The sequence below is a fragment of the Candidatus Merdisoma sp. JLR.KK006 genome, assembly GCF_036941035.1.
Taxonomy (GTDB): Bacteria; Bacillota; Clostridia; order Lachnospirales; family Lachnospiraceae; genus Laedolimicola.
In genome coordinates, this window is record NZ_JAYMNS010000001.1 from 62,984 (window position 1) to 89,211 (window position 26,228).

General features: G+C 47.5%; 22 protein-coding genes. All 22 read right to left on the reverse strand.

What is annotated here, in order from left to right; translation table 11 throughout:
* Positions 1-32 precede the first annotated feature (32 nt).
* Positions 33-1,919 (reverse strand): PTS sucrose transporter subunit IIABC, encoded by a 1,887-nt coding sequence (locus VSQ61_RS00295; RefSeq protein WP_334342424.1) that lies wholly within the window; start codon positions 1,917-1,919, stop codon positions 33-35.
* A gap of 107 nt (positions 1,920-2,026) precedes the next feature.
* Positions 2,027-3,454 (reverse strand): glycoside hydrolase family 32 protein, encoded by a 1,428-nt coding sequence (locus VSQ61_RS00300; RefSeq protein ID WP_334342425.1) that lies wholly within the window; start codon positions 3,452-3,454, stop codon positions 2,027-2,029.
* Positions 3,455-3,679: 225 nt separating this feature from the next.
* Complete coding sequence (locus tag VSQ61_RS00305; protein WP_334342426.1) at positions 3,680-4,669, reverse strand: LacI family DNA-binding transcriptional regulator; 990 nt, start codon at positions 4,667-4,669, stop codon at positions 3,680-3,682.
* 134 nt (positions 4,670-4,803) lie between these two features.
* Positions 4,804-4,941, reverse strand: a complete 138-nt coding sequence (locus VSQ61_RS00310; protein ID WP_334342427.1) for a hypothetical protein — start codon at positions 4,939-4,941, stop codon at positions 4,804-4,806.
* Positions 4,942-4,964: 23 nt separating this feature from the next.
* Positions 4,965-5,597 carry a GDSL-type esterase/lipase family protein gene (locus VSQ61_RS00315; RefSeq protein ID WP_334342428.1) on the reverse strand — a complete coding sequence of 211 codons (633 nt, stop codon included), beginning with the start codon at positions 5,595-5,597 and terminating at the stop codon, positions 4,965-4,967.
* A gap of 131 nt (positions 5,598-5,728) precedes the next feature.
* Positions 5,729-6,313 carry a hydrolase gene (locus VSQ61_RS00320; RefSeq protein WP_334342429.1) on the reverse strand — a complete coding sequence of 195 codons (585 nt, stop codon included), beginning with the start codon at positions 6,311-6,313 and terminating at the stop codon, positions 5,729-5,731.
* A gap of 161 nt (positions 6,314-6,474) precedes the next feature.
* Positions 6,475-8,133 (reverse strand): nucleoside kinase, encoded by a 1,659-nt coding sequence (locus VSQ61_RS00325; RefSeq protein WP_334342430.1) that lies wholly within the window; start codon positions 8,131-8,133, stop codon positions 6,475-6,477.
* A gap of 115 nt (positions 8,134-8,248) precedes the next feature.
* Positions 8,249-9,019 carry a Nif3-like dinuclear metal center hexameric protein gene (locus tag VSQ61_RS00330; protein WP_502877012.1) on the reverse strand — a complete coding sequence of 257 codons (771 nt, stop codon included), beginning with the start codon at positions 9,017-9,019 and terminating at the stop codon, positions 8,249-8,251.
* Between the two features lie 52 nt (positions 9,020-9,071).
* On the reverse strand, positions 9,072-9,785 hold the full coding sequence (locus VSQ61_RS00335; protein WP_334342432.1) for a tRNA (adenine(22)-N(1))-methyltransferase: 714 nt from the start codon (positions 9,783-9,785) through the stop codon (positions 9,072-9,074).
* A gap of 3 nt (positions 9,786-9,788) precedes the next feature.
* On the reverse strand, positions 9,789-10,892 hold the full coding sequence (gene rpoD, locus VSQ61_RS00340; RefSeq protein ID WP_334342433.1) for an RNA polymerase sigma factor RpoD: 1,104 nt from the start codon (positions 10,890-10,892) through the stop codon (positions 9,789-9,791).
* Between the two features lie 38 nt (positions 10,893-10,930).
* The gene (gene dnaG, locus VSQ61_RS00345) at positions 10,931-12,694 is read right to left on the reverse strand and encodes a DNA primase (RefSeq protein WP_334342434.1); all 1,764 of its coding nucleotides are present in this window, start codon (positions 12,692-12,694) and stop codon (positions 10,931-10,933) included.
* A gap of 47 nt (positions 12,695-12,741) precedes the next feature.
* Positions 12,742-13,785 carry a deoxyguanosinetriphosphate triphosphohydrolase gene (locus tag VSQ61_RS00350; RefSeq protein ID WP_334342435.1) on the reverse strand — a complete coding sequence of 348 codons (1,044 nt, stop codon included), beginning with the start codon at positions 13,783-13,785 and terminating at the stop codon, positions 12,742-12,744.
* A 94-nt stretch (positions 13,786-13,879) separates the two neighbouring features.
* On the reverse strand, positions 13,880-14,464 hold the full coding sequence (locus tag VSQ61_RS00355) for a DUF5662 family protein (RefSeq protein WP_334342436.1): 585 nt from the start codon (positions 14,462-14,464) through the stop codon (positions 13,880-13,882).
* A 3-nt stretch (positions 14,465-14,467) separates the two neighbouring features.
* Positions 14,468-16,348 carry an alpha-amylase gene (locus VSQ61_RS00360; RefSeq protein ID WP_334342437.1) on the reverse strand — a complete coding sequence of 627 codons (1,881 nt, stop codon included), beginning with the start codon at positions 16,346-16,348 and terminating at the stop codon, positions 14,468-14,470.
* A gap of 263 nt (positions 16,349-16,611) precedes the next feature.
* Positions 16,612-17,931: an ABC transporter substrate-binding protein gene (locus VSQ61_RS00365; RefSeq protein ID WP_334342438.1), complete on the reverse strand. Its 1,320-nt coding sequence runs from the start codon at positions 17,929-17,931 to the stop codon at positions 16,612-16,614.
* Between the two features lie 7 nt (positions 17,932-17,938).
* On the reverse strand, positions 17,939-18,610 hold the full coding sequence (locus VSQ61_RS00370) for a response regulator transcription factor (protein ID WP_334342439.1): 672 nt from the start codon (positions 18,608-18,610) through the stop codon (positions 17,939-17,941).
* The gene (locus VSQ61_RS00375; protein ID WP_334342440.1) at positions 18,603-19,916 is read right to left on the reverse strand and encodes a sensor histidine kinase; all 1,314 of its coding nucleotides are present in this window, start codon (positions 19,914-19,916) and stop codon (positions 18,603-18,605) included. The genes VSQ61_RS00370 and VSQ61_RS00375 overlap by 8 nt, the downstream gene beginning before the upstream one ends.
* A 72-nt stretch (positions 19,917-19,988) precedes the next feature.
* Complete coding sequence (locus VSQ61_RS00380; RefSeq protein WP_334342441.1) at positions 19,989-20,987, reverse strand: sugar ABC transporter substrate-binding protein; 999 nt, start codon at positions 20,985-20,987, stop codon at positions 19,989-19,991.
* Between the two features lie 57 nt (positions 20,988-21,044).
* Positions 21,045-22,016, reverse strand: a complete 972-nt coding sequence (locus VSQ61_RS00385; RefSeq protein ID WP_334342442.1) for an ABC transporter permease — start codon at positions 22,014-22,016, stop codon at positions 21,045-21,047.
* Positions 22,017-22,184: 168 nt separating this feature from the next.
* Positions 22,185-23,669: a sugar ABC transporter ATP-binding protein gene (locus VSQ61_RS00390; protein ID WP_334342443.1), complete on the reverse strand. Its 1,485-nt coding sequence runs from the start codon at positions 23,667-23,669 to the stop codon at positions 22,185-22,187.
* Positions 23,670-23,872: 203 nt separating this feature from the next.
* Positions 23,873-24,898, reverse strand: coding sequence for a sugar ABC transporter substrate-binding protein (locus VSQ61_RS00395; protein WP_334342444.1), 1,026 nt, complete (start codon positions 24,896-24,898; stop codon positions 23,873-23,875).
* 258 nt (positions 24,899-25,156) lie between these two features.
* On the reverse strand, positions 25,157-26,173 hold the full coding sequence (locus tag VSQ61_RS00400) for a DUF4349 domain-containing protein (protein WP_334342445.1): 1,017 nt from the start codon (positions 26,171-26,173) through the stop codon (positions 25,157-25,159).
* Positions 26,174-26,228 lie beyond the last annotated feature (55 nt).

Sequence of the window (26,228 nt, forward strand, 5' to 3'; positions counted from 1 at the left end):
GAAAATTTCCTTTTATTTGCACATGCTTTCTTTTACCCAACCACCAAAATCTTCTCCAGCTCTTTCACATCCCCGGTCTTTACAACCTCAACCTGTTCAGGCGCAGATACCAAAACTGCTGTGGTAATGTCGTAACCGGCCGCCTTAATCGCATCCATATCAAACTCCAAAAGGCGCTCCCCGGCCTTTACCTTTTCGCCGGATTCTTTCAATGCACGGAAATGCTTTCCGTTAAGCTCTACCGTATTGATCCCCACATGGATCAAAATCTCCGTTCCGCTCTCGCTCACAAGACCAATGGCATGCCGGGTATCAAAAAACATTGCGATCTCTCCGTCAAAAGGCGCTACCACTTCGCCCTTTGCAGGAACAATTCCAACACCTGACCCCAAAGCGCCGGAAGCAAAGGTTGCGTCAGCAATCTCCGTATGAGGAATCACCCGACCCTCTACCGGCGCATAAACTCCATTGGCTTCTGTCTCAATCTGTACGACCGGTACTGTCTCTTCCTTTTTTGCCTCTGCCTTAGGCGATTCTTCCGCATCCTTATATCCAAACATCCAGGTAAGCGCAAATGCCGCACCTGCGGAAATCAGGAACATAATAATATAGTTGATGGGATCATGCAGACACAGCAGCAGTCCGAAGATGCCCGTTACTCCTGTACCCGTTGCTCCAAGCCCTACGATAGATGCATACAAAGCTCCGCAGGCACCGCCCACAGCGCCGCAGATAAAAGGCTTAAAAAACCGCAGATTCACACCAAAGATTGCAGGCTCCGTAATTCCCATGAAACAGGACATTGCAGAGGGAACTGCCATAGATTTGGTTCTCTGATTTTTTGTCTTCAAAGCAACTGCCAGTGTAGCTGCACCCTGAGCAATATTGGCAGCAGATGCCAACGGAAGCCAGTAGGTTACTCCATAAAGTCCCAGCTGCCCCACATCAATAACCGTATACATATGATGAACACCGGCAACAACGGTTGTGGAGTAAAGACCGCCCATCAAAAAGCTTCCGATTCCCATAGGCAGGGAAATCAACTGCTGTACGCCGCCGATGATTCCGTTTTCAATGGTTACAAACACCGGTCCGATGATAGAATATGTCAAATACCCTGTTACAAATACGCTCACCAACGGTGTTACAAAAAGGTCAAACATGGCCGGAACAATCTTATGCAGCTTCTTTTCAACCATGCACATGACAAAAACTGCAATGATAACCGGAATCACGTGGCCCTGATACCCTACCAGATCCACTTCATACAGGCCAAACCACACTTTCTGTGTCTTTAAAACTCCCTCCGTTGCCACGGTCCAGGCATTCTGCAGATCCGGATGAATCATCAGCATACCGATAACCGCGCCCAGATAGGGATTTCCCCCGAATACCTTCGCCGCACTGTAGGCAATCAAAATCGGCAGGAACACATAGGCCGTATTTGCAAAAAGATTGGCAAATACAAAGATGGAACCAGAGGTATTAATATTCAGGAATCCATTATTTACCATAAAATTCAGGGCTTCCATGATTCCCATCAGGAAACCGCTTGCCACAATAGCCGGTATAATGGGAACAAAAATATCTCCCAAGGTCTTAATGGCCTGCTTGTAAAACGGCTGCTTGGCTGCCGCCGCAGCCTTGGCATCCTCCTTGCTGGCTGCGGTCAGACCGGATACGGCCAGAAATTCATCGTATACCTTGTTAACAGTTCCCGTTCCAAGAATAATTTGAAGCTGGCCGGAAGCGCTGAATACTCCTTTCACGCCGTCAATCTCCTCCACTGCCTTGGCGTCACATTTGGCATTGTCCGCAAGCACCAGACGAAGCCGGGTAGCACAGTGAGCTGCAGAGATCAAGTTTTCCTTTTTTCCGACTTTCTCGTAAATCTCTTCCGCTGCTTTTCTGTAGTCCATAACGTTCTCCTCTCCTTTTTAGACCCTGTGGGCCATTTTTTATATTAACTGCATGGAGTGTCAATTGTGACTCTGCATCCGTTCTGCAGCCAATTTCCTATGCCGTCTTACTGCTCATTAGAATGGAAATAGTAAGTCCCATGACAGCCCTCTCCATTTATCCGCACCCTGCAAAGAGCCGTCTTAGGATAAAACCGGGTAGTAAATACATCCGTTCCTTCATTAATGAATACTTCCACACTAGACACATCTATCAGTATCCGCATCTCCTTAAGCTCCTCAATCTCCCGGCCCCGAACCCTCCGGCCTGACCCCAGCAGAGAATCGGTAAATTCCATCCAGAAGATTTTTTCTTCCTTATTATAGCGAAGTCTTAATCCATCCGCCAAAACTACTTCCAGATTTCCGCCCTCCGTATGAAGTTCAAGCTCACAGCAGGATTCCACATTTTCATCAAAGCTTCCCTGTAAGGGCTTGGAGCAATTCCACCATTCTGCCAACTCTTTTACCGGATTTTGGCAGAGTACGCCGTTTTTCACAGACAGCTCTCTGGGAATAGTCATCATATGCTGCCAGCCATCCTCCACTGTCCGATTGGTATAGAACTCCTCTACATCCGGCAGGCCCATCCATGCAATCTGAATTCTCCGCCCATCATCCCCAAGAAAGGTCTGGGGTGCATAAAAATCAAAACCTCCGTCCAGCTCCCGAAACTCTCCCATGGCCGCTTCCGCCCGAAAATCTCCATCAAGGAAGCATGTCACGCTCTGGTACAGATTGGCATATTTAAGCCCCTCCGTCTCCACACCCTGGGGGGAAATGCTCAATACGGTCCGGCCATCCAGTTCATAGATATCCGGACATTCCCACATATATCCGAACGCTTCTTTTGTTTCAAAACGCTTTCGATACTCCCAATGTCTTTTATCCCCGGAAGAAAAAAGCAATACAATGCCTTTATCCTCCTTTGTTCTGGCACCCTGAACCATATAGTAGGTATCCTCCCGCTTCCACACCTTGGGATCCCGCACATGACGGGTTAAGTCGGAAGGATAATCCTTGTGATCCATCAATGCTTCTTTGGATTCTATCGTTCTTCCGTCCCTGCTTACCGCAAGCATGGTATAGGATCTTCTGCCTGTATTGACAAAATCATGGTCGCCCATTTCCTTTACATTTCCCGTATAATACAGATACATTTCCCCGTCTTCTATGAGAGCCGATCCGGAGTAAACCCCATGGCAGTCCTCCGGCTGATCCGCTGTCAAGGGCGCTCCCTCAAACTTCCAATGAAGCAGATCCTGACTGGTACAATGCCCCCAGAACTTCAGACCTCCCTTTGCCTGGAAAGGGGAAAACTGATAAAACGCATGGTAAGTTCCCTGATGCTGACAAAGACCGTTTGGATCGTTAAGCCACCCAAAGGGCGGCGCTATATGAAGCTTTGGCCGCCAACGGTCATTTTTCTTTGTTGTCTGACAGCGCTCCAGCTCATCCTGAAGCAGTTGTTCCCATAAGTGATGTAGTGCGTTCATAAAACTTTCCATATCCTCCTGAAAATTATCTGAAACTGATAAATGATTCCAAAATCTCTATAGCTATGTTCCTGCCTTAAGTTTCATATCATTATCGTGAATGCGCATTCATGATAATGATATGAAAAGGGCTGTCTCTGAAACAATGCCCTTTTTCCCGAAGATATCTCTTCGTATTATCTCAATCTGTCTTTCACTTATTCTTTGAATTCGATTCCCCAAGCCCTATTTCTTCCGAAAAAGGGAGCTTTCCCTTGGAATCAATTCCGCCCGCATGGGCCAATTCTCCACATGGATGTCCTCCGGCTGCTGAATCTTGTGCAGAAGCAGCTCCATTGCCTTCACTGCCATAGCCTCGTTAGGCTGTGACACACTGGAAAGGGGAGGGTAAAGATATTCACACATATACGTATTGTCAAAACCTACCAATCCTGCCCGTCCCGGAACCTCAATCCCCATCTTGTTAAGAATACCCAATATCTGCAAAGCCCTTCTGTCGTTATAAGCAAAAATTCCGGTCCGGCCCGGATGCTGCTCAAAATGCTTTTGAAGCTCCCTTTCAACGGCATTGGAATCCCTTATAGCAATTATCGTAAGCTTCTCTCGAAAAGCGGAATCCTGTTCCTCCAATATCTCCACGAATCCCTGATACTTCTGATCAACCGTATTTCCGAAAAAGACGTAGCTCTCACAGCCTTCCTCATGTAAGTGGCGCCCTACCTGCGCTCCGGCCTCCTGATGATCCACATAAACGGAATCCAATCCCTCCGCCCGTCTTGTAATCACTACAGTGGGAATATTCAGATGATGAATATGCGTCTTCCACTTGGAGGCATTCTCCTGAACCGGAACTACAATCAGCCCATCTACACGGTAGCGCTGAACCACCTCTAAATATTCCTGTTCATGAAGCAACTCATAATTGGTGTTAAAAAGTATCAGACTGAACCCGCTCTTTCTGGCCTCTTGCTCCAGATATTTTACCAGGTCTGCAAAAAATGCATTGGATATATCTGTTAATATCACTCCAATCAGATGGGTCCTGCTTCCTGCCAGGCTTTGAGCCATTACATTTGGCTGATATCCGTGGGCCTTTGCACAGGCCATCACCCGTTCCCGTACCTCCGGATTCACTGCCTGGTTTCCATTTAATACCCGTGAAACTGTCGGTTGGGAAACACCTGTCAGCCGGGCAATCTCTGTCATTGTAATCATGGCTTTTCTCCTTGTGAATGCGCATTCACAAATGTTAATATTATAATACACAATAGAAAGTCCCCTGTCAATTATGCGATACTAACAAATTTGACAGGGAATTCTTGTGCAGATTGCCGAAAGCATATGTTTTTTTATTTCAAAAGATATTCCTCAATTACCTGCGCACAGCCATCATGGTCATTGTCTGCCACAACAACATCACTCAGCTCCTTAGCTGCCCTTGTATTCTCCGAAACATGCTTTTCACTGTTCAGCAGAGTTCCAGCCATATCGCTCCATAAGTCTTTTCTCCTTATGCCTTGTACAGCTCGTTTATCTTCTCACAGACAGCCTTTGCCAGCTCCCGGTGATTTTCCTCATCCATATGGATTCCATCTATCCCGGAAGCCTTTGCATAATCCGCCGCATTCATAAAATCCACTTCATAGGTCCCGCACACCTTCTCTATCTCTTTTGCCATGTGCCGGGATTGCTCGATGCTGTTTTCATCAAAGCCGGCGTAAAATTCTTCCCTCTCCCGAATATCATCCCGAAGCAGAATCGGAGAGATAACAAGTACACGGGGAATATAGGCTTTCTCCCACAGAAACGGATTCTTTATAGTACGAATAAATTCTCTCACCCCTCGGGCAATAAAACGTGCATTTGTATGGAATACGGTTTTTAATTCGTTGGTTCCCAGCATCACAAGAACAAGATCCACCGGCATATGGGACATGAGAAGTACATTCAGGCTGTCTATCCCGCACCGCTCCCGCTTTTCACGATCCATGGAAATCAAAGTGCGGCCGCATAGTCCCTCCTCAATAATCTCATCCTCCGGCAGCATTTCCCTAAGAAGCCTTGTCCACCTTTTCTCCAGACGCTGTCCGTTCTCTGGGTTATATCCCCAAGTATTGCTGTCTCCGATACATAAAATACGCATCTTAGTTACCTCCCTGCTTATCTCACACTAATTCCAAAAATTTTTTGCAATTTTCGCAGGTAAGGAAAAGCTATTACCCGCAAAGGGCTGCCCAATGATACGGCAGCCCTCTAAATATGATTTCTCTACTCTTAAGCAGTCCCCATCTCCTTCGCCACACGCTCCTCACAGGAACGCATGGCATCTATGGTCATGGAAAACAGCTTATCCAGCTCCCAGCCAAGGGCCTCAGCCCCATTACGTATCACATCCCGGGAACAGCCTGCCGCAAAACGTTTGTCCTTGAACTTCTTCTTAAGACTGGAAACCTCCATATCCATCACACTCTTAGACGGGCGCATCCTTGCCGCCGCGCCAATAAGGCCCGTCAGCTCATCTGTAGCAAAGAGAACCTTTTCCATCTCATGCTCCGGCTTTACGTCTGTCACAAGGCCATAGCCATGGCTGCACACCGCATGAATCATCTCCTCCTCTGCACCACCGTCTTTCAATAGTTCAGGCGCTTTCTTACAGTGTTCCTCTGGATACTGCTCAAAATCAATATCATGAAGAAGACCGGCAATTCCCCAAAAATCCGCTTCCTCTCCAAACCCCAGCTCCTTAGCATACCAGCGCATCACGCCCTCCACAGTCAAACCATGAAGAATATGAAAGGGCTCCTTGTTGTATTTTCTGAGCAGAGCCAAAGCCTGCTCTCTTGTCAATTCTGTTCTCATTTTATCTCCTAATTTTAATCACTATGTGATGGCACTAAAGGGTAAAGCCGCTTCGGCACACCTGTAATAAGAGAAACTTTCACTCCAAAGGACACTCATGAAAGTTCCTCTTGTGTGCCTTTGCGACTTTACCTATTTTAATCACTGCGTGACGGCAGCTCCTATACCCGGAAGCATCCGCCTCCGATAAATTCCCTTACCAGTGAATTATCCGGAATAAAGGAGCTGTCTACGCCCAAAAAGTAATCCAGGAACTTCAAAAGCCGCTTAGCCTCCTGATACTCCGGCTCATCCCGTCCGATTCCGAATAACAGAGGCTCCGCATACTGCTTCAGCACCGCCAGCTCATAGATAAGAGCGGAATTAAACATGGCATCCGCTTCTTCCTGATAAGGGAAGATATTTTCATTCTCTCCCCGGCGTACCGAGGGCCACATGCCAATCGTCCGGGCCGCTCCCGCTCCACGTGTCCGGGCATCCCGTACCATACGGCGGATAAGGCGGCCATCCGTGGTGGGAATTCGGTTATGTTCGTCTACATTCAGCTGCGTCAAAGCACTGATATAGATCTTAAACTTACTCTCTCTGGGCAAGCTGTAGGAAAGCTTATCATTGAGACAGTGAATTCCTTCCAGCACCAAAATGTCCTCATCCCCCAGGGTCATATAATCCCCATTGTATTCCTTCTTTCCCACCTTAAAATTAAAATGAGGAATCTCCACAGTCTTGCCGGAAAGAAGCTCACTCATCTGCTTGTTCAAAAGCTCCACATCTACGGCGCCCAGACACTCAAAGTTATAGCTGCCGTCCTCATCCTTCGGCGTCAGCTCCCGCTCCATAAAGTAATTGTCCACGGCAATGGGATGGGGACGTAAGCCAGCAGCCTTCAGCTGTATGGAAAGCCGGTGGGAAAAAGTAGTTTTTCCGGAGGAAGAGGGACCTGCAATCATAATAAACTTCCGGCTCTTATCCTCTGCAATCCTCCTTGCAATCTCCGCAATCTTGCGTTCCTGCAAAGCCTCCTGGGCCATAACCAAATCCTGCATTCCTCCCTTGGAAATACAGTCATTCAGCTCGCCCACTGTAGATACCTCCAACATATCTCCCCAGGAAACGGACTCCTTCATAACCTGGAAAATCTTATGCTGCGGTTTAAATGGAGGCACAGTCTTTGGCTCTGCCTGAAGGGGGAATTGAATCACAAATCCCACATCATAGGGGTACAGCTCAAAATACTTCAGATAACTGGTATCCGGCACCATATATCCATAGTAATAATCCTCAAAGTCTCCCAGAGAATAGATATTCACACGAGAGGCACGGCGATAACGGAACAGCTTTTCCTTATCGTACATTTTGTGCTCATGGAAAATGTTAAGCGCCTCATCCGTATTCACATTCCGCTTCTCAATGGGCATCTTGCGATCCACATACTCCAGCATCTTTGCCTTAATCCGTCCAAGAAGCTCCTCGTTTAAAAGGAGATCCCCCTCCAGCGTACAATAATAGCCGTTACTAAGAGAGTATTGAACCTGCGCCCGGTGTATCTTATCATGGCCCACCACCTTGTATACTGCCTTCATCAAAAGCAGAGTCATACTTCTGCGATAAGTCTGCTGGCCGATAAAGCTGCCCGTAGTCAGAAAGCTCAGCTCACAATCAGAAGAAAGCTTTTTCCCCAGCTCCTGAAGTTTATAATTCACGGAGGCCAGTACAATATCATGGGAATAATCCTTCTGACATTCCTTCGCAATGGTCTGATAAGAGGTTCCTTCCGGATACTCATATACCTTCCCGTCAATCGTTACCTTGTAATCCATTCCGCATCCTCCTATTCCGGTTTTTATCCTAACACTTTCAACAAGCATGATTACATACCTGCAAAAGTACAAACTTAGGCACTTTTACAATAACAATACCAAAGCCTTATCCCTCTCAAAGCACGGTAAAAGGCTGGCTAATCGCCGCTGTATGAATAACAAGCTCCGGAAAATGATTTTCCAGAAATACCTTCATATCCTCAATAAAAATATGCTCAATCCCATAGTGGCCCGCATCAATCACCGCCATGCCGCAGTCCTCCATGTCAATTCCTGTATGGTGATCAATATCTCCTGTAATCAGCACATCCGCTCCCGACATAAGCGCCGGCTTGGCCATACTCTTTCCGGCCCCCGGAGACAGGGCGGCTATCCTTACTATCTTATTCAAATCCCCGAAAACCTTTACATTCGGCAGATGAAAACGCTTCTTCACAAGCTCGGCACACTCCTTTAGAGTCATAGAGACAGACAGCCGCCCAACCCGGCCAATCCCCTCCCCGTCAAAAACTTCTTCCAGAACAAAGGTATCCAAAAGACCCAGACAGGACGCCGAAAGCTCTGCCATCCCCATCACATCATAATTCGTGTGCATGGCATAGTAAGAAACATTTCCCCGAATCAGACGTATCAGCCGCTCTCCCACATAATCATCCATAGTCACAGATTTGATGCTGCCGAAAATCATGGGATGATGAGTCAGCAGAAGATCTGCTCCTGCGCTGAGAGCTTTCTCTACCACAGCATCCGTAGCATCCAAAGCAATATAGACTGTTTCTACCTTTTGTTCCCGATCCCCGGCCAGCAGCCCCACATTGTCCCAATCGCAGGCATAGATTCTCGGATACCGCTCTTCTATTTTCTCAATCAGATCCTGACATTTTATCATAGAATCCCCTCCTTCTCCCCATCATCTTCTCATAACCCTCAGCCGAAAATCAATTTCTTCCCTGCCTTTCCAGAATACAAGCCGCCAAAGCTTCATTTAAGATTCGGATATCCCTCTGAATGGAATACTCTCGGGCAAGAATTCGCTCTTTCCCCTCCTTGGGAAGCCCTGTAAGAATCTTCTCATTCACCTGGATCTGCCTTGTTAAGAATTCCTCAAGAACCGAAAGTGACTGCTGCAAATCCGCCCGCCCGTAACGGTACTCAGATACTGTGTAGAACTGCCCTTTCCCCTGCACCGCTTTCATCATAGGATAATACTTCCCATCCTCATATACAATATCCTCACAAGTAATCAGCCAGTCATTTCTCACAAGCCACCGGCGGACACCTGCAATATCAGACTGAGGCTGCAATATCAGTTCCCGAACAGCCAAAAGAGCTTCCTTTCCCTCACAGAGAATCTTCTCCATCAGGATGCCGCCCATTCCGGCAATGAGAACGGTATCTCCCTCCCCTTTTCGAAGCGCTGTCAGGCCATCCGAAAGCCTTGTTTCTATGTATGGCAAAAGCCCTGCTTCCTCAATATGGCTTTTCGCTCTCTCAAGGGGGCCCTTATTAATATCCATGGCAATGGCAGAGGGAATCTGCTTTCTCTCACAAAGACAAATGGGAACATATCCATGATCTGTTCCCACGTCCACAAGACGGTTTCCCGTGGATACCATTCCTGCCAATCGTTCCAGTCGTTTTGACAAATTCATAGCTTAATCCAGGTAATCCTTCAATTTTCTGCTGCGGCTGGGATGACGAAGCTTCCGAAGCGCCTTGGCCTCAATCTGCCGGATGCGCTCCCTTGTTACATTGAACTCTTTTCCTACTTCTTCCAGGGTGCGTGCCCGTCCGTCATCCAAGCCAAAGCGCAGGCGCAGCACCTTCTGCTCCCGATCCGTCAAAGTACTCAAAACCTCCACCAGCTGCTCCTTCAGCAAGGTAAATGCCGCAGCGTCAGAGGGAACCGGAACATTGTCATCCTGAATAAAATCACCCAGATGGCTGTCCTCTTCCTCACCGATAGGCGTCTCCAAAGACACAGGCTCCTGAGAAATCTTCAGAATCTCCCGAACCCGCTCCACGGGAAGCTTCATCTCTTCCGCAATCTCCTCCGGGGTAGGCTCTCTTCCCAGTTCCTGCAAAAGCTGACGGGATACACGGATCAGCTTATTGATGGTCTCTACCATGTGCACAGGAATCCGAATGGTTCTGGCCTGATCCGCAATGGCTCTTGTGATAGCCTGACGAATCCACCAGGTAGCATAGGTGCTGAACTTATAGCCCTTACGATAGTCAAACTTCTCTACGGCTTTAATTAACCCTAAATTTCCCTCCTGAATCAGATCCAGGAAAAGCATGCCGCGGCCCACATAACGCTTTGCAATGCTGACTACCAGACGCAGATTCGCCTCTGCCAGGCGTTTCTTGGACTCCTCATCTCCCAGCTCCATCCGCTTTGCCAGCTCAATCTCTTCTTCTGCGCTTAAAAGAGGCACCTTACCTATCTCCTTTAAATACATGCGGACAGGATCCTCAATACTTACGCCGTCCGGTACGGAAAGATCGATTTGTTCAACGTCTACGTCATCTTCTTCCGAAAGGATGATCGCATCATCGTCATCATCACTGGTAATCCGAAGCACGTCAATATTATGGGCTTCCAGGTATTCCAGAATCTTTTCAAAGTGTTCTGCATCCAGTTCCATGTCCCCGAAGAAGTCACTGATCTCCTGATATTCCAGAATATTCTTTTTTTTCTTCGCCATAGCCAGAAGCTCTTTTAGCTTGTCCTCAAACTTTACCATGTTTTCTTCCATGTTGTTCCATCCTTCCATAACTTGTTAGTATTTTATCCTTAATCCAAAGAAATATGCAGTTTCTCCAATTGACGCCTGCGCTGTACCAAATGCTGCAGGCCTGTCATATCTGTAGGATCCAATTCTTTTGCCTTTTTTTCCAAAGCATTTTTGCATACCTTGTAAACAGTCTCCTGAAGAGCTTTCTCCATTTCCTCCTTTGTCTCCACCTTAAGCACTGCGTTAAAAACAGCCGCCGCCTTCCGCTGTTCCTGGGAGTCCACAAAGGTTCCCACAATCCGGGCCGGATTCAGTTCTCCCTTTTCCTGCTGTTCATAAAGCATACTTGCTATCTGACTGTAAAGGGGAATCGTAAAGTCCTCCGGCTCCACATAACGGCGAATCTCCCGAAAATAAGCAGGATCGGAAATCATCCAGGTAAGCAGAAGCTTCTGGGAGGTATCGCTTCCATCCTCTTTTTCCTTTTTATGGACAGACACATCTCTTGGCCGCTCTATCGGCTGCACACCGCCTAATGTGATTCCCATCTGGTTTACTTTTTTCCGAAGAGTCTCATAACCGATATGATACTGCTCCGAAAGAGTCTCTATGTAATTATTTCGCTCCAGTTCATCCGAAAAGCCCAACAGCTTCCTTGACATCTGATCGAAAAACGCCGTCTTTCCTGCCGGATCCTTCAGATTGTAGTTCCGCTCCAGAACCTCAATCTCAAAAAGGAAGCTGCTCTTTGCCTGGTCGATCCGCTCCTGAAAAGCCTCCGTCCCAAGAGCCTTGATAAACTCATCCGGATCCTTATAGGGCTTCATATTGATAACCCGAACCAAAAGCCCTGCCTCCTTCAAAATGGGAATGGCTCTGAGGGCCGCCTTGGTTCCTGCATCATCACTGTCATAAGTTAGAAGAACCTCTTGCGTATATCTCTTTAAAAGAAGAGACTGCTGAGCAGTAAAAGCAGTTCCCAGAGAAGCCACCGCCTGATTGAAGCCTGACTGATGAAGGGCAATCACATCCATATAGCCCTCACAGATTATCATATTCGGCTTTCGGGAGCTTCTGGCAAAATTAAGCCCGTAGAGGTTCCGGCTCTTGTCAAAAATCTTCGTCTCCGGAGAGTTTAGATACTTGGGCTTGCCATCGCCCATAACCCGGCCTCCAAAGCCAATGACACGGTTGTTGCTATCCATAATGGGAAACATCACCCGGTTCCAGAACTTATCATAGGCACCCCGTCTCTCATCCATGGTGATAAGCCCTGAATCCCTAAGCAGCTCGTCCGAATACCCCTCTTGCTTAAGATATTTGTAAAGCTGCCCGTTATACTTGCTGGAATAGCCAAGTCCAAAGCGGCGGATGGTATCATCGGACAGTGCCCGGCCCTTGAGATAGGCATAGGCATCCTTTCCGCCCTCCTGCTTTAACTGGTAGTAAAAGAACTTGGCTGCTTTCTTATGTATCTCCAGAAGCCTGCTTTTCCAATCTGCCTGCTGCCTGGCCTCCTTAGAATACTCCATCTCTGGCAGTTCCACGCCGCAGCGATCCGCCAGATGCTTCACAGCCTCCGGAAATGTAAAGTTCTCATATTCCATCAAAAAGTTAAATACCGTTCCCCCTGCATGGCAGCCAAAGCAATAATACATCTGCCTGTCTCCTGACACGGAAAAAGAAGGGGATTTTTCACTGTGGAAAGGACAGAGCCCAAAATATCTGGCTCCCTGCTTCCTAAGGCGGACATAGCCGGATATTACATCCACAATATCATTTTTTAAACGTATTTCCTCAATTAAGTCTTCCGGATAATACATAAAACACCTATTCTAGTTCTGCTTGTCCAAAGGCAAGTCCTTCAAAACTAAAGACTCCATGCCTTAGGGATAAAATACTCGTTAAACTTGTAAATGGCATATTGATCTGTCATACCGGAGATATAATCGCAGACAACGATCTCCTTTTCCTCCTGCTCCTTGTAAAGCATATCAAGAAATTCCTCAGACATGGTATCCGGATGCTCCATGTAGTGAGAAAACAGAGCCTCCAAAAGCTCCTGTGCCTTCGTCTCTTCTCCCTTGGCTATGGGATTGGTATACAGATTCTTAAACATAAAGGTCCGTAGATCCTGCATGGCCTGCCCTACCTCCAAAGACATGCGGATCATAGGCTGTTCCTCGCAAAGCTCCCCGGGGGGAGTCTTAAGACGGTCAATATTATGTATCACAATGTCATGAATCAGGGTATTCAGACGCTCCCTGGTAGAACCTCCGAGAATCTCCCGGTATTCCCTTGGAATATCCGTCTCCTCTAAGATTCCGGCACGAATGGCATCATCAATATCGTGATTGATATAGGCAATCTTATCTGCAAAGCGCACAATCTGCCCTTCCAGCGTAGCAGGATTGCCGCTTGTTCTGTGATTGCGGATCCCGTCCCGGACCTCCCAGGTAAGATTCAGCCCTTTTCCCTGCTTTTCCAGCCGTTCCACCACCCGGACGCTCTGTTCATAGTGGGCAAAGCCTCTGGTACACAGCTTATTCAGGGCCCTCTCCCCTGCGTGGCCAAAAGGAGTGTGCCCCAGATCATGCCCCAGGGCAATGGCCTCCGTCAGATCCTCGTTAAGCCGCAGAGCCTTTGCTACGGTTCTGGCTGTCTGGGAAACCTCCAGTGTGTGAGTCAGTCTCGTTCGATAGTGATCCCCTCTGGGGGTCAAAAACACCTGGGTCTTGTGCTTTAGACGGCGGAAGGACTTGCAGTGAAGGATCCGATCCCTGTCCCTCTGATATATGGGGCGAATATCACAGGGCGGTTCTTCCACATCTCTTCCCCTGGAAGCTCTGCTTAAGGCTGCATAAGGGCTTAGATACTCACTTTCCCATTGTTCTGTACTCTCCCGAATCGTCATAAGCCTCTCCTTTCCGGCAAAAGCCTTTCCATATGTTCCGTCTGCGTCGTCTGCAAAACCACTTCTTCACACTGACTAAACTGGTTCTATTATATTAATTCTGCGTCCGTCTCTGATTTCCTCTTTTTTTCATTAAATTTGGATATTCTTTTTTTCCTGTTAAGTTTCGTCGGATATAGGCCAGGGTTATTTTCTCCCCCTGTTCTGACAGCATATGCAGCAGATATTCCAAAAGCTCTCTCGTCTCCTCATGAATCACATAAGCTTCCTTTCCCTGCTCATAATAAACCAGGGGCTGATGCCTGTCATAGTCCTTTCCCTTGTAAATACGGGAAGCCGCAATCCGATCCATCATCATCTCCGCCACATACTTCGGCGGCATCTTCATGCCTGCCAGCTCCCTCCCCGTCTTTAAACTGTAATCAATCCAGTACTCATAGTGATGCTTATTCCTTCCTTTATGATGAAGCCAGGCGGAAGAATAGCCTTTGTTCTCCCGCTCCGCATTGTTGGGGCTGCGGTAGCCCTGGTAATATCTGCATCCGGGCAGAAATTCCGCAGGAGAATACTTCGACAGGTCATGAGTTAATCCCTGCCAGTAAAGGCCGATTTTAAAACAATATCTCATAACCAACAGCCTGTGACGGGTGATGGTACAAAAATGCTTCCAAGCTTTCATTTCCTATTTTCCTATCAGCACCATTATGGTGCGCTCCGGCACCGTGATCATCCGCTGATCCTCTAAAACTGGTTCCTGTCCCTCCTGGTAAATACTGTCTGCTCCCTCTATGCCCGTATCTACAGCAACCCTCCATAATGCTTCCTCCGGAAGTCCCGGCAGAGCATACTCATGGGGCATCCAATGCATATTATATGCCACATAGAAGAAATCATCCTTCCCTTTTTCCTCCGTTCCTGCTTCCACATAGCTGCCTGCGTACAGAATGCCCACACTTCTGCTGTAGTTTTCAAAATCTGCGAACCAGGCCTGCTTTCCATGGTAGGACACATCCGGATAGCCGCAGGAAAGGTAATCCGTCATCTGAAGCTCCCGACTCTGGCGGAATACAGGATGAGCCTTGCGAAATGCAATAAGCCCCTTCACATACGCAAGAAGACCTGTCTCCGTCTTCCCCGTTTTCCAGGGAATCCAGGAGATCTCGTTGTCTTGGCACCATGCATTGTTATTGCCTGACTGTGAGTTGCCTCTCTCGTCGCCGGCATAAATAAGGGGCGTTCCCTGACTTAACAAAAGGATGGCAAATGCATTGCGGAGCTGCTGCATGCGAAGCTTTAAAAGCCGCTTCTTCCGGCTGGGCCCTTCTTCTCCGCAGTTCCAGCTGTAATTGACATTGGAGCCGTCCCGGTTAGCTTCTCCGTTGGCCTCATTGTGCTTCTCGTCATAGGACACCAGATCCATCAGCGTAAATCCATTGTGGTTTGCCATGTAATTGATGACTCCATGCCGTGCAGGACTGCGCCGTGCGCGCCAGGTAAATGCCGTAAGCCGTCCCTCATCTCCCTTTAGGAAGCGTCTGCCATCCAGCATAAAACCGTCATTGTATTCTGCCAGATTCCGAAAGGCCGGCACTGCCTTTTCCTCATAGATCTCATCTAAGGCAAAACTTTCGCTGAAAATCTTCGTATGGCTTAAAAGCGGGTCCTGGGCCAGCGCCTCCACAGGCGCACCGTCCCGATTAATATGTACGCCGTCGATGTGATATTCCACCACCCAGTACCGGATACAGTTCAGAACCAGAGAAGCCTTCGTCCCTTTTGGAAAGTAGAACTCCAGAACAAGCTCTATCCCATTTCGATGAAGCTCTTTGATAAGCTCCTTTAACTCCTGCACCGGATTGTCCGAGGCTGCATAGGATGCCTTGGGTGCAAAATAATACGCCTTCGGGGAATATCCCCAGTAATTGATCCGGGGCTCTCCTCCGTCTAAAGGTGCATATTTCTTAAGCTCCGGATTGTCCATGGAGGCAAGCTCTGAGAATTCATATACGGGCATCAGCTCGAGCTGATTGATTCCAAGCTCTTTCAGATAGGGGATCTTCTCCTTAAGTCCCGCAAAGGTCCCTTTTGCCTTTACCTTAGAGGTGCTGTGCTTCGTAAAGCCGCGCACATGAGCCGCATATGCCACCACTTCCTCGCAGGGAAGGCGGAGGGGCCTGTCCCCCTCCCAGTCAAAGGCTCCGGGGCAGATTCTTCCCCTCAGTTCCTCCTCCTTTACGGCCTTTCCAAAGCTCTCTCTTCCTGCTATCCGGCAGGCGTAAGGGTCAGTTACAACCTGTCCGTCAATCTCATAATTATATTCGTATCTGTCTGCCGGCAGACCCTTTACCAGCAGAGAACGCAAATCTCCATATTGTCCGGTACCCTCCATGGGAATGGCGGCTTCCGCTTCTTTTCTTCCTTTTTTATAAAGCAATAAGCTGCATGCTTTTTTATCTGGTACTGCTACTGTAAAGCAGATATCCTCCCCCAGTTTTCGGACTCCCTGACCTTGAAGAATTCCCTCTTTAATGTCATGCTGAATATTTTTGTCCCATTTCTTCATTCAGTTCCCATCCTTTCCGCAATTTTCCGATTTGCAAAATATCGATTATCCCCCTATTATGAAATTATAAAATCGTATTTTTCATTATAGCAGGTTTTGTTGGGATTTGACAAGAAATTCTCCATTGATTTGCGGAAAATTTTTCAGAATCTTTAACTTTTTTTTGTAAATAGCACAAAAATACTCTTTTTGCAGAAATTTTAACTCTTTTCAAAAAAATCCGGCCTTCACTCATATCTTAAAAGGCCGGATTCAAACAGCACTCACTGTCTCAGATAATTATTGATCGTTCTTTGCAGAATTTTCAGACTGCTGTCCACCGTTTTGTCATTTTCCAAAATATTGCTGATCTCGCTGTCAGCCAAAGCCAGGGCCTGTTCATATCTTTTGAACTGAGGCTCAATGTGTCCCTCTTCAATGACCCGTCCCAAAAGCTTCCCGCTGATTACGGTATCGCCCACTTCCATATCCTCCTGCACAATACTTTCCATCTCACTGGACTGGGTGACGGCCTTCAACACAGAGGCTCCCTGGGAATAGCGGAAAATCTCTGTCTGCAGCTCCTCGTCATAGGTCAGAAGCTTCAGAAATTCCCAGGCCAGCGCCTCTTCCTCTGTACTGGCGCTGATCCCCATAAGCAGCGTCTCCACCTGGGAAAGATTATCTCCCTGGGTGCCTGCAGGCATAGTGATGCAGTCCCACTGAAAGTTGGCATAACGCTTGATTTTGTAAGGATAAGTTTTGTAAGTCCGGTACTCCGCAAATGTCAGAGGCATAAATGCCACATTGCCGTTGTTGAAATCCTCCTGTACCACCTTCTGTCCCTCATTCAGCTCGTTCAGCTGACGGATGTATTTCACAGATTCCACCAGACGCTCATCGGTAAAATATCCCTGTGTTCCGTCCGAATCAAAGATTTCTCCCCCGTTGGAGCAGACGGCATCCATCCAGTCATAATTGAAGATTCCAAACTGGTCCGGAACACCGTCCCCGTTGGTATCCTTTGTTACCTTCTCACAAATCTCAAAGAGATCCTCCCAGGTCCAGTCCTGGTCCGGCATCGAGATGCCTTCCTTTGTAAGAAGCGTCTTATTGACAAACATAAGTGTAGGTACTGTCTCATAGGGAAGCGCATACTGAACGCCTCCATACTGCCCTGTACAGAAAGCACTGGAAAAATACCTGTCCGGGTCAAAGGATGCATCCTGTTCTATCAGTTCATCCAGATTTTTCATCACGCCCAGGGAGGAAAACTGATTGAAGTCTGTTCCCAGCACCATAAATACATCCGGCTCTTTGTCCACCAAAAGCTTACGTGAGAACCACTCTGAATAATCCTCTTTCAGAACGCCGCTGTAATAGTGGATGCGGACGCCTGGATGCTCCTTTTCAAAACGGGCAATGGCTTTGTCAATGATCACAAAGCTGTTTGCGGTTGCCACATCCCAGTTGCTTCCTGTAAACATACCGAATTCCAGAATAATCTCTTTCTTTTTCCCATAATGGGCAAAAAACAGCAATATCACACACAGAACAGCTGCCATAGACGCCCATAGCCTTCCGGAAACCTTTCTTTTCTGCATCTTTTTCTCAATCCTCTAATACTTGCTTTGCTGCATTGGTCTGTACTGCCCAGATTGCCAGCTGGGTCCGGTCTCTGAGATCCAGTTTATTCAAAATGGTGCTTAAGTAGTTCCGTACGGTTCCGTCTGACAGTTTAAGTGTGTCTGCAATCTCCTTATTGGCTGCACCGGTCCCTACCTGAACAATGATTTTCCACTCTGTCTTTGTCAGTTCCTCCACGCCCTTATTTCCCACCGGGATCGTATAGTCCGCCTGGGCCATCCGGGAAAACAGGCGCAGTACCTTTGTGGCAATATCCGGATTGATCATTGCCCTGCCGCCGTATACTGTCCGGATGGCATTCTCAAGCTCTTCCATGGAAACGCCTTTTAAGAGATAACCGCTGGCGCCGAATTTCAATGCATTGTATACATATTCATCATCATCAAAGGTTGTCAGAATGATAATTTTTATCTGAGGATAATTCTCTTTGATAATCTTTGTACACTGAACGCCGTCCATCTTGGGCATCCGAATGTCCATAAGCACCACATCGGGCTTCTGCTTCCGGACGCACTGGATAACCTCCAGTCCGTCTGCCGCCACGTCAGTTACCTCAAGCCCTTCCTTGCTGTCAAGCACAATCTGAAGGCTCTGCCGGATCAGCTCCTGGTCATCTGCAATCAAAACCTTAATCATAAGTCTCCCCCCAGCGAATCGGTATGTGCGCAGTTACGGTAAATCCCTGGTGCTGTCCGTCAAAGGTAACCGTACCCCGCAGCATTTCGATTCTTTCTTTAATATGCTTCGTTCCAAAGCCGCTTTTCATCTCTTTACAGCCAATTCCGTTATCGTGGATCTTAAGAAGCAACTCTCCCTCTATCCGCTCCAGTGTAATCCAGATCTCCTTTGCCTGCCCGTGGCGGACTGCATTGGTGATGCTCTCCTGCACGACCCGATAGATGGCATTTTCCTCATCCTCATCGAATTTCAGATGCTTTTCCTCTGTTTTAAAATGGATGCGGACATCTGACACCTTACTCATATCTGTTACCATCTTACGTATGGCCACTTCAAGGCTTAAACGCTCCAGGGAATCCGGCCTCAGCTCGTTCACTGATCTTCGGATATCCTGGATGCCCTCTCTTCCTACCTTTGACAAAAGAGCAAGCTGTTTTCTTGTCTGTTCCGGCGACACGTCAACCAAAGCCAGACATGCGTCCAGTCCGGTGACAATGCCCGTAAGCGTATGCCCCAGAGTGTCATGGATCTCTCTGGCCAGGCGGTTTCTCTCCTTTGTCTGAGCCATATGCTCCGTCACGTCGGCATACTCCTGGAGCTGCTCATTGGCTGTCTGTAATTCATGGTAGAGACGGTTTACCTCTTCTATGGTTCCCCGCTGGACATTGATAACGTAGACACAGTACACAATAAACAATATAATATTCAAAGATAAAAGAATATTGTAGATGCTGAATAAGTACTGCTGTGTATTATAAGAGTAGTACTGAATATAATCCGACACATTATACAGCCGCATATAGATAGAAAGCAGCTCATAATCCGCCACCAGATATCCTGCAATGGCCACGGCTACAAATACCAGCTTCATCTTGCCGTCCTTTACATAGGCAATGACACCGGCAAACACCAAAAGCAGCAGTCCCTTATAGTTAAAGTTCAGCCGGTAAATCACAATACTGCACGCAATCAGATCAAGAATCAGCGTAGCGACATTCCATTTATTCGGTATTTCCTTCCAAAAATGACGCATCAGAAACGTTACAATAAAGATTCCCATGAAGCCCATGCAGATGATTAGATTTGCCTTGGGGTCTTCCGGAAAGGCTGAGATAGAATTCAAAAATTCCCGTGCATCATAATTGGCAAGAATTTTTCCTGTTGTTACATAAATAAGCACACAAATCAAGGCAACGCATAAAACATTCAAAATCAGCATTGCCCCCTGGAGCAGTGTTACAAAGCGTTCTTTCCTGTCAATCATACCCATCCATTCCAGTTCCGCAAGCCCTGGACAGTATATCCTTCTATGTGCTGTCCAGGCCCTGCTGTTAAACTATTGCCATCCGTTAACTTCATAGTCGCTCAGATTTTCCCTTGTAATCATATAAGGCTCTATACTGATGTAAGGCTCTATTTCTATCCCGCTTAGATAGTCATAAGCTTTTTTTACAGCCACTTCGCCAATGGTCTTAGGGCTCTGGGCACTGGTTCCGGACACAACCCCAAGCTCCAGCATTGCCTTAAAATCCGGAGAGCCGTCAATTCCGTAGATCAGGACGCCGTCTTCCCTGTGATACTGCTGCAGCGCCGCCAGCGCTCCTAATGCGCTTGGATCATTTCCGCCCAGAACCACATTGAATTCTATGTCCTTTTTGAGGAATTCTGCTATCATATCCGCTGACACCTCAAACTCTCCCGCCCCTGCCTGGGTATATACCACCTGATAATTTTCATTTCCTTCAATCGTGTCCAGAAAACCCTGTACACGATTTGTAATGGAGGTCTGAATTGGATTATCAATAATCACAATCCGTGCGCTGTCCACCTGCTTCATCATCTCCTGAGCACACAGAACGCCGGCCTGGTAATTGTCCGTCTCAATGACGGAGATCACATACTCTCTGTCCTTAACAACTGTGTCAATATTGATAACCAGAACGCCGGCTTCCCGGCATGCCTCCAGTGCAGGCTTCACCCTCTCCCAGTCCACCGGGTTCAGAAAGAGTACCTCAATCCCTTCCTCTATCATTTCCATTATCTGAGCGTTCTGTTTGTCCTGGTCCTGGCTCGGATCTCTGGAAATGAGAATATCTCCGTTTCCGGATACGCCTTCCTCAATAGCCTCATGGAGTACGTCAAAATACGGATTGTTCCTGGTCATATAGGTGGCTCCGAAAACCCGGGGAACATGTTCTTCCTTATTGTCCCGCAACATCCCACAGCCTGTCAAGATGCTAAGACAAATCATAAACCCGATTACGCAAAAACCCTTCAAAAAGCAGCAGTGCGGGAACCACATCTTTATGGTGCTTTTTTTCATCTTCTTCTCCACCACAAAAGCCTCCTTGGTCCGAAGACCGCAGAGACTTATTGTGTATATTGGTACTTTTTACCTTCCTGCTTTTTTGTTTCGGATGAAATCTACATACACTGCAAGAAGAATTACAAGGCCCTTAACAATATACTGCCAGTTGGAATCCACGCCCAGCAGATTCAGGCCGTTGTTCAGAACTCCGATAATCAGAACTCCGATCAATGTGCCGCCAAGCCGCCCGGAACCGCCGCTCATAGAAGTACCGCCTACTACTACTGCCGCAATAGCATCCATCTCTGCGCCGTCACCTGCTGTAGGCTGGCCGGAATACAGACGGGAAGCAACCACCACGCCTGCGATACCTGACATAATGCCTGTGTAGGTGTAGACGATAAACTTTACCTTCTGTACATTGATTCCGGAAAACCTTGCCGCCTGTGCATTGCCGCCCACCGCATAGATATGGCGTCCGAGCCGGGTGCGGTTAATCATAAGCGCCGCAATGATAAACACAATAATCATCAGAATTACCGGTGTGGGAACCGGCCCTACATAACCCGCCCCCGGGAATTTGAATGCATCCGTCATGCATCGGATGGGGGAACCTCCTGTGAGAACCAGGGCAATTCCTTTTGTTATATTCATAGATGCCAGCGTCACAATAAATGGCGGAATATCTGTCTTGCAGATTACAAAGCCGTTAAACATACCCACAAGGGCTCCCACTCCAATAGCCGCAAGGAAACCGACGATCTCGGGAAGACCGAAATTTATCACGCAGCCGGCCGCCACGACACCGGAAAGAGCAATCACGGAACCAACTGAAAGCTCAATGCCGCCTAAGATAATGACCATTGTCATACCTGTGGCCAGAAACAGGTTTGACGCATTCTGACGAAGAATATTAAACACATTCTTGGGAGTCAGAAACGTTGTCCTTGTAGTGGGAAAAATAACCAAAAACACACACATTACCAACAGTGCAATAATAATACCAATATTATCTTTGAAATATCTGACAACTCCATTCTTAAATCTGGCTGCCATAGCTTCTCCTCCTATTCCAGTTCCGTAATATCCCTCCCAGTACACTTTAACCTAAATCAATTTCCAGCCGCAAATCCATGCGTCTGTAAATCGATTTGCGCACTGTAAGGGATATTACTGTTTTAAGTTGCTGCGCAGCGGTACTAAAAGGTACTGTCACCGTTGCACTTACTTTGCCGCAAGCTGCATGATCTTTTCCTGGGTAACATCCTCATGGTTAAGGCATCCAGTCACCCGTCCCTCGTTCATAACGTAGATCCGATCGCTCATATTGATAATCTCCGGAAGCTCGGAAGAAATCATAATAATTGACATTCCCTGCTTTACCAGTTCATTCATAATGGCATAAATCTCCGCTTTGGCGCCTACGTCCACGCCGCGGGTAGGCTCATCCAGAATCAGAATCTTAGGAGACGTGGCAAGCCAGCGCCCGATCATAACCTTTTGCTGGTTTCCTCCTGACAGATTCCCGATAACCTGTTCCTGGCTGGGTGTCTTTGTTCCCATCATATCTATGTACTTCTGGGTGATCTCATCTTCCTTTTTCCCATTCACACGCAGATTCTTGATAAACTGGGAAAGGACTTCAATAGTAGAATTGAACCGTACACTCTGTATTTTATACAATCCCTCCTCCTTGCGGCTCTCGGGAACCAGCGCAATTCCATATTTTAATGCATCTACGGGAGACTTGATCTGTACCTTCTGGCCATCCACGTAGACCTCTCCGGACATATTCGGCGCAAGCCCGAAAACAGCCTTCATGGTCTCGCTTCTTCCCGCTCCCACAAGTCCCGCAAATCCGATTATTTCTCCCTTGTGAAGTTCAAAGCTTGCATCTTTTGCCATCTTTTTATCCGAGATATGCTCGCACCGAAGCACTACCTCACCTGGCTCCAGATAATCCCGTGTATAGTAATTGGTAAGCTCTCTGCCGACCATCAGGGCTATCAGATCGTCCTTTGTGGTCTCCTTCACCACCTTGGTGCCGACGGTTTCCCCGTCACGCATAACGGTCACCCGGTCGCAAATCTCTTCCAGCTCACTCATCTTATGGGAAATATAGATAATGCCTACGCCTCTTTTCGTAAGAGCACGCATTGTATCAAATAAGAAGCCCACTTCTTTGTCTGAAATGGAGGAAGTCGGCTCATCCATAACCAGAATCTTTGAGTTAAAGGAGATTGCTTTTACAATCTCTACCATCTGCTGCTGGGCAATTGTCAGATGCTCCACCAGTGTATCTGCATTGATGTTCATCTCATAGGTATCCATCAGCTTCTGGGCATCCTGTGTCATCTGCTTACGATTAATGTTCATTTTGTTTCCCGGCTCACGGCCCAGGAAAATATTCTCGGCTACGGTCATATACGGAACCAGAACAAGCTCCTGGTGTACTATGGAAATACCTGCCTCACGAGCTGCCACAACACCGTCTATAGCTGCCTTCTGGCCGTCTATATAGATCTCTCCCTCTTCTGCATGGTAAATACCACCCAGTACCTTAATCAGAGTGGATTTACCGGCGCCGTTCTCCCCCAAAAGCGCATGTACTTCTCCGGCCTTCAGCTGAAGACCTACATTCTTAAGGGCCTTGACGCCGGGGAAGGATTTATGGACCCCTTTCATTTCAAGTAAATACTGTTCACTCACGCATCGCCACCACCTGTCTTGAAAAATCCCGGTACATCCTTGCATTCATTTTGGAATAAACAACACTTGTATTTACTCAAGAATAAATGCAAGGATGCACCAGCCTGACAAAAGGGCTTTGCTCCGTCTATGGACCAAAGCCCTCTTATTCCTGTTCTATCAGTAACTCATCTGCCTATAAGGTGCATCTTACCGCCATTTGCTTACTGCCATCCGTCTGTTCCGTAATCTCCCACATTATCTTCGGTTACCAGGAATGTCTCAATGGGGATAAAGGCTTCTACATCTTTGCCGTCCAGCCACTCGTAAGCAGTCTCAGCAATCGTCTTGCCGATGGTAATCGGAGACTGAGCGCCGGTACCTTCCAGTATCGTACCCTCCAGAAGCTTCTTAACATCCGGAGAACCATCCACACCGTAAATGAGCGGAGTTACGCCGGCAGCGTCTGCTGCTGCATATGCGCCAAGAGCTGTGGGGTCGTTGCCGCCAAAGATAGCTACCACATCGGGATGTGCAGTCAGAAGGTCAGTAGCCTTCTCATTTGCCACCTGCTGATTTCCCTGGGCATCCTGCTGTCCTACTACATTAAAGGTTACACCGGAATCCTCAATAGCCTTCAAAAAGCCGTCAGTTCTGTCAGTTACAGACTGCATGGTCGGGGAATCAAGCACCAGAATGTCGCCGCCCTCGGGAACCTTCTTTGCCAGGTCCTCGCCGCATACATAGCCTGCATTGTAATTGTCAGAGCCTGCATAGGATACCAGATAGCTCATATCGCCAACCTGGGTATCAAAGCCGAACATAGGAATGTCTGCTTCCTTCAGTGCATCCAGCGCCGGAATAATGCCGTCTGCGTCTACCGGATTCACGAACATGATTTCAACGCCTCTGGAAATCAGGTCTTCAATCTGGTCAATCTGGGTATTGGAATCATTGCCCGGGTCTACGGAAAGCAGTGTATCACCGTGAGCCTCTACTACCTCACGGATAGCTCCCTCAAGCGCTACGAAGAAAGGGTTAGTTCCGTCCATACAGGTGTAGCCGAACACGCGTCCGCCGCCTTCTGCCGGTGCCTCTGCATCATTTCCTGCATCTTCCGCAGGAGTTTCTGCCGGAGCTTCCTCTGCAGGCGCTTCTGCCGGTGCCGGCTCAGACTTGCTTCCGCATCCTGCTACTACTGCGGCAAGCATAGCGGTACATAACAGTGCACTAAGAATTTTTTTCTTCATTTATAAATCCTCCCTTGAATTATTTTGATATGTTACAGTAGTAATCATAAATAATTTCCGTTTTTTGCGCACCTGTATTTTGTAATGAATTTTCCGTGACATTTGTCACTTTTTAATTTATAGGGCAGCGAACCGGACTGATATGATGCCGGCATCCCCCTTTGACACCTGCTGTAAAAACGCAAAGACCCCAGAGCTATTGCTGCTATGGAGTCTTTGACGTTATTTCGTTCATGAAACTGCTTTTTGTATTTTATATTACTCCCGGTTCTTATTCTGCTCCTGATTTGCATCTCTTTCTTTTATCTGCTCTTTTTTCTTTCTTCCAAAGAAAGGCTTCTTCCTGATAAATTTTCTCACCAAGCACACAAGTACAATGATAATCAGGGCCCAAATAACCAGATAAGGCAGGGAACTGATAAACCATATGGCAAAATTACGCATTCCCCGGCCGATATCATAAAGGTTGTCGGACAGGCGATATTGAATTTCCTCAAAGAAGGTCCTCTCCTCTATCACCGGCGTCACCCGCTCAACTTCGCTGATATCTATGGACACGGTACTGTAATTTACCCGATTGTCATAAGTTCTTAAGGTGGAGCCATAAGATTGAAGCTCATAGCGCACCTGGGAAAGCCGGCTCTCAATGGCAATAATATCCTCCATGGATTCCGCTTTCTCGAGAAGCTCCAAAAGCCGGGCCTGCTCTGTCTCCAGAGCCTGCTTGTGGCTCTCCACATCCACATACTGAAGGGTGATATCCTCAACGGATTCGTTTTTGCTGGTTACATTGCCAAGCTCACTGACAATGGTCACAAAGCCGTCCAGCTTCTCTGCTGGAATCCGAAGTGTCAGCCAGGCATAACGGTTGCCCTGCACACTGTAATAGCTGCTTCCGGAAATCTCGGAGCTTTCTATGTATCCGCCCAGTTCTTCCACTTTTCCACGAATGCTCTCCAAAAGAGTATCAAATTCTTTCGTTTCCATGGACATAGATACGGTTTTGATAAGCTTCTGAGAAGTGGCGGCAACACTGTCCAAGCCCGTGGTGGAAGATACCTCCATTCCCTGCTCCGTGGAAAATTCATACTCTTCCTCTCCCGCCGGAGCTTCTGCGTCTGCATACATGTCATTATAATATCCCGTATCATAGCTTTCCTGCGACATCGCCGGAGCTTCTGCTGCCGTTTCCGCAGACATAGACTTGGCTCCGCAGCCGCTTAAAATCAGTATACCTGCCGTTATTAAGGCAAGTTTTCTTATCTTCTTTTTCATATTTCCTCCATTTGAAGTTCCGTAATATCTTATCAGCACACCTCATCTAAATCAA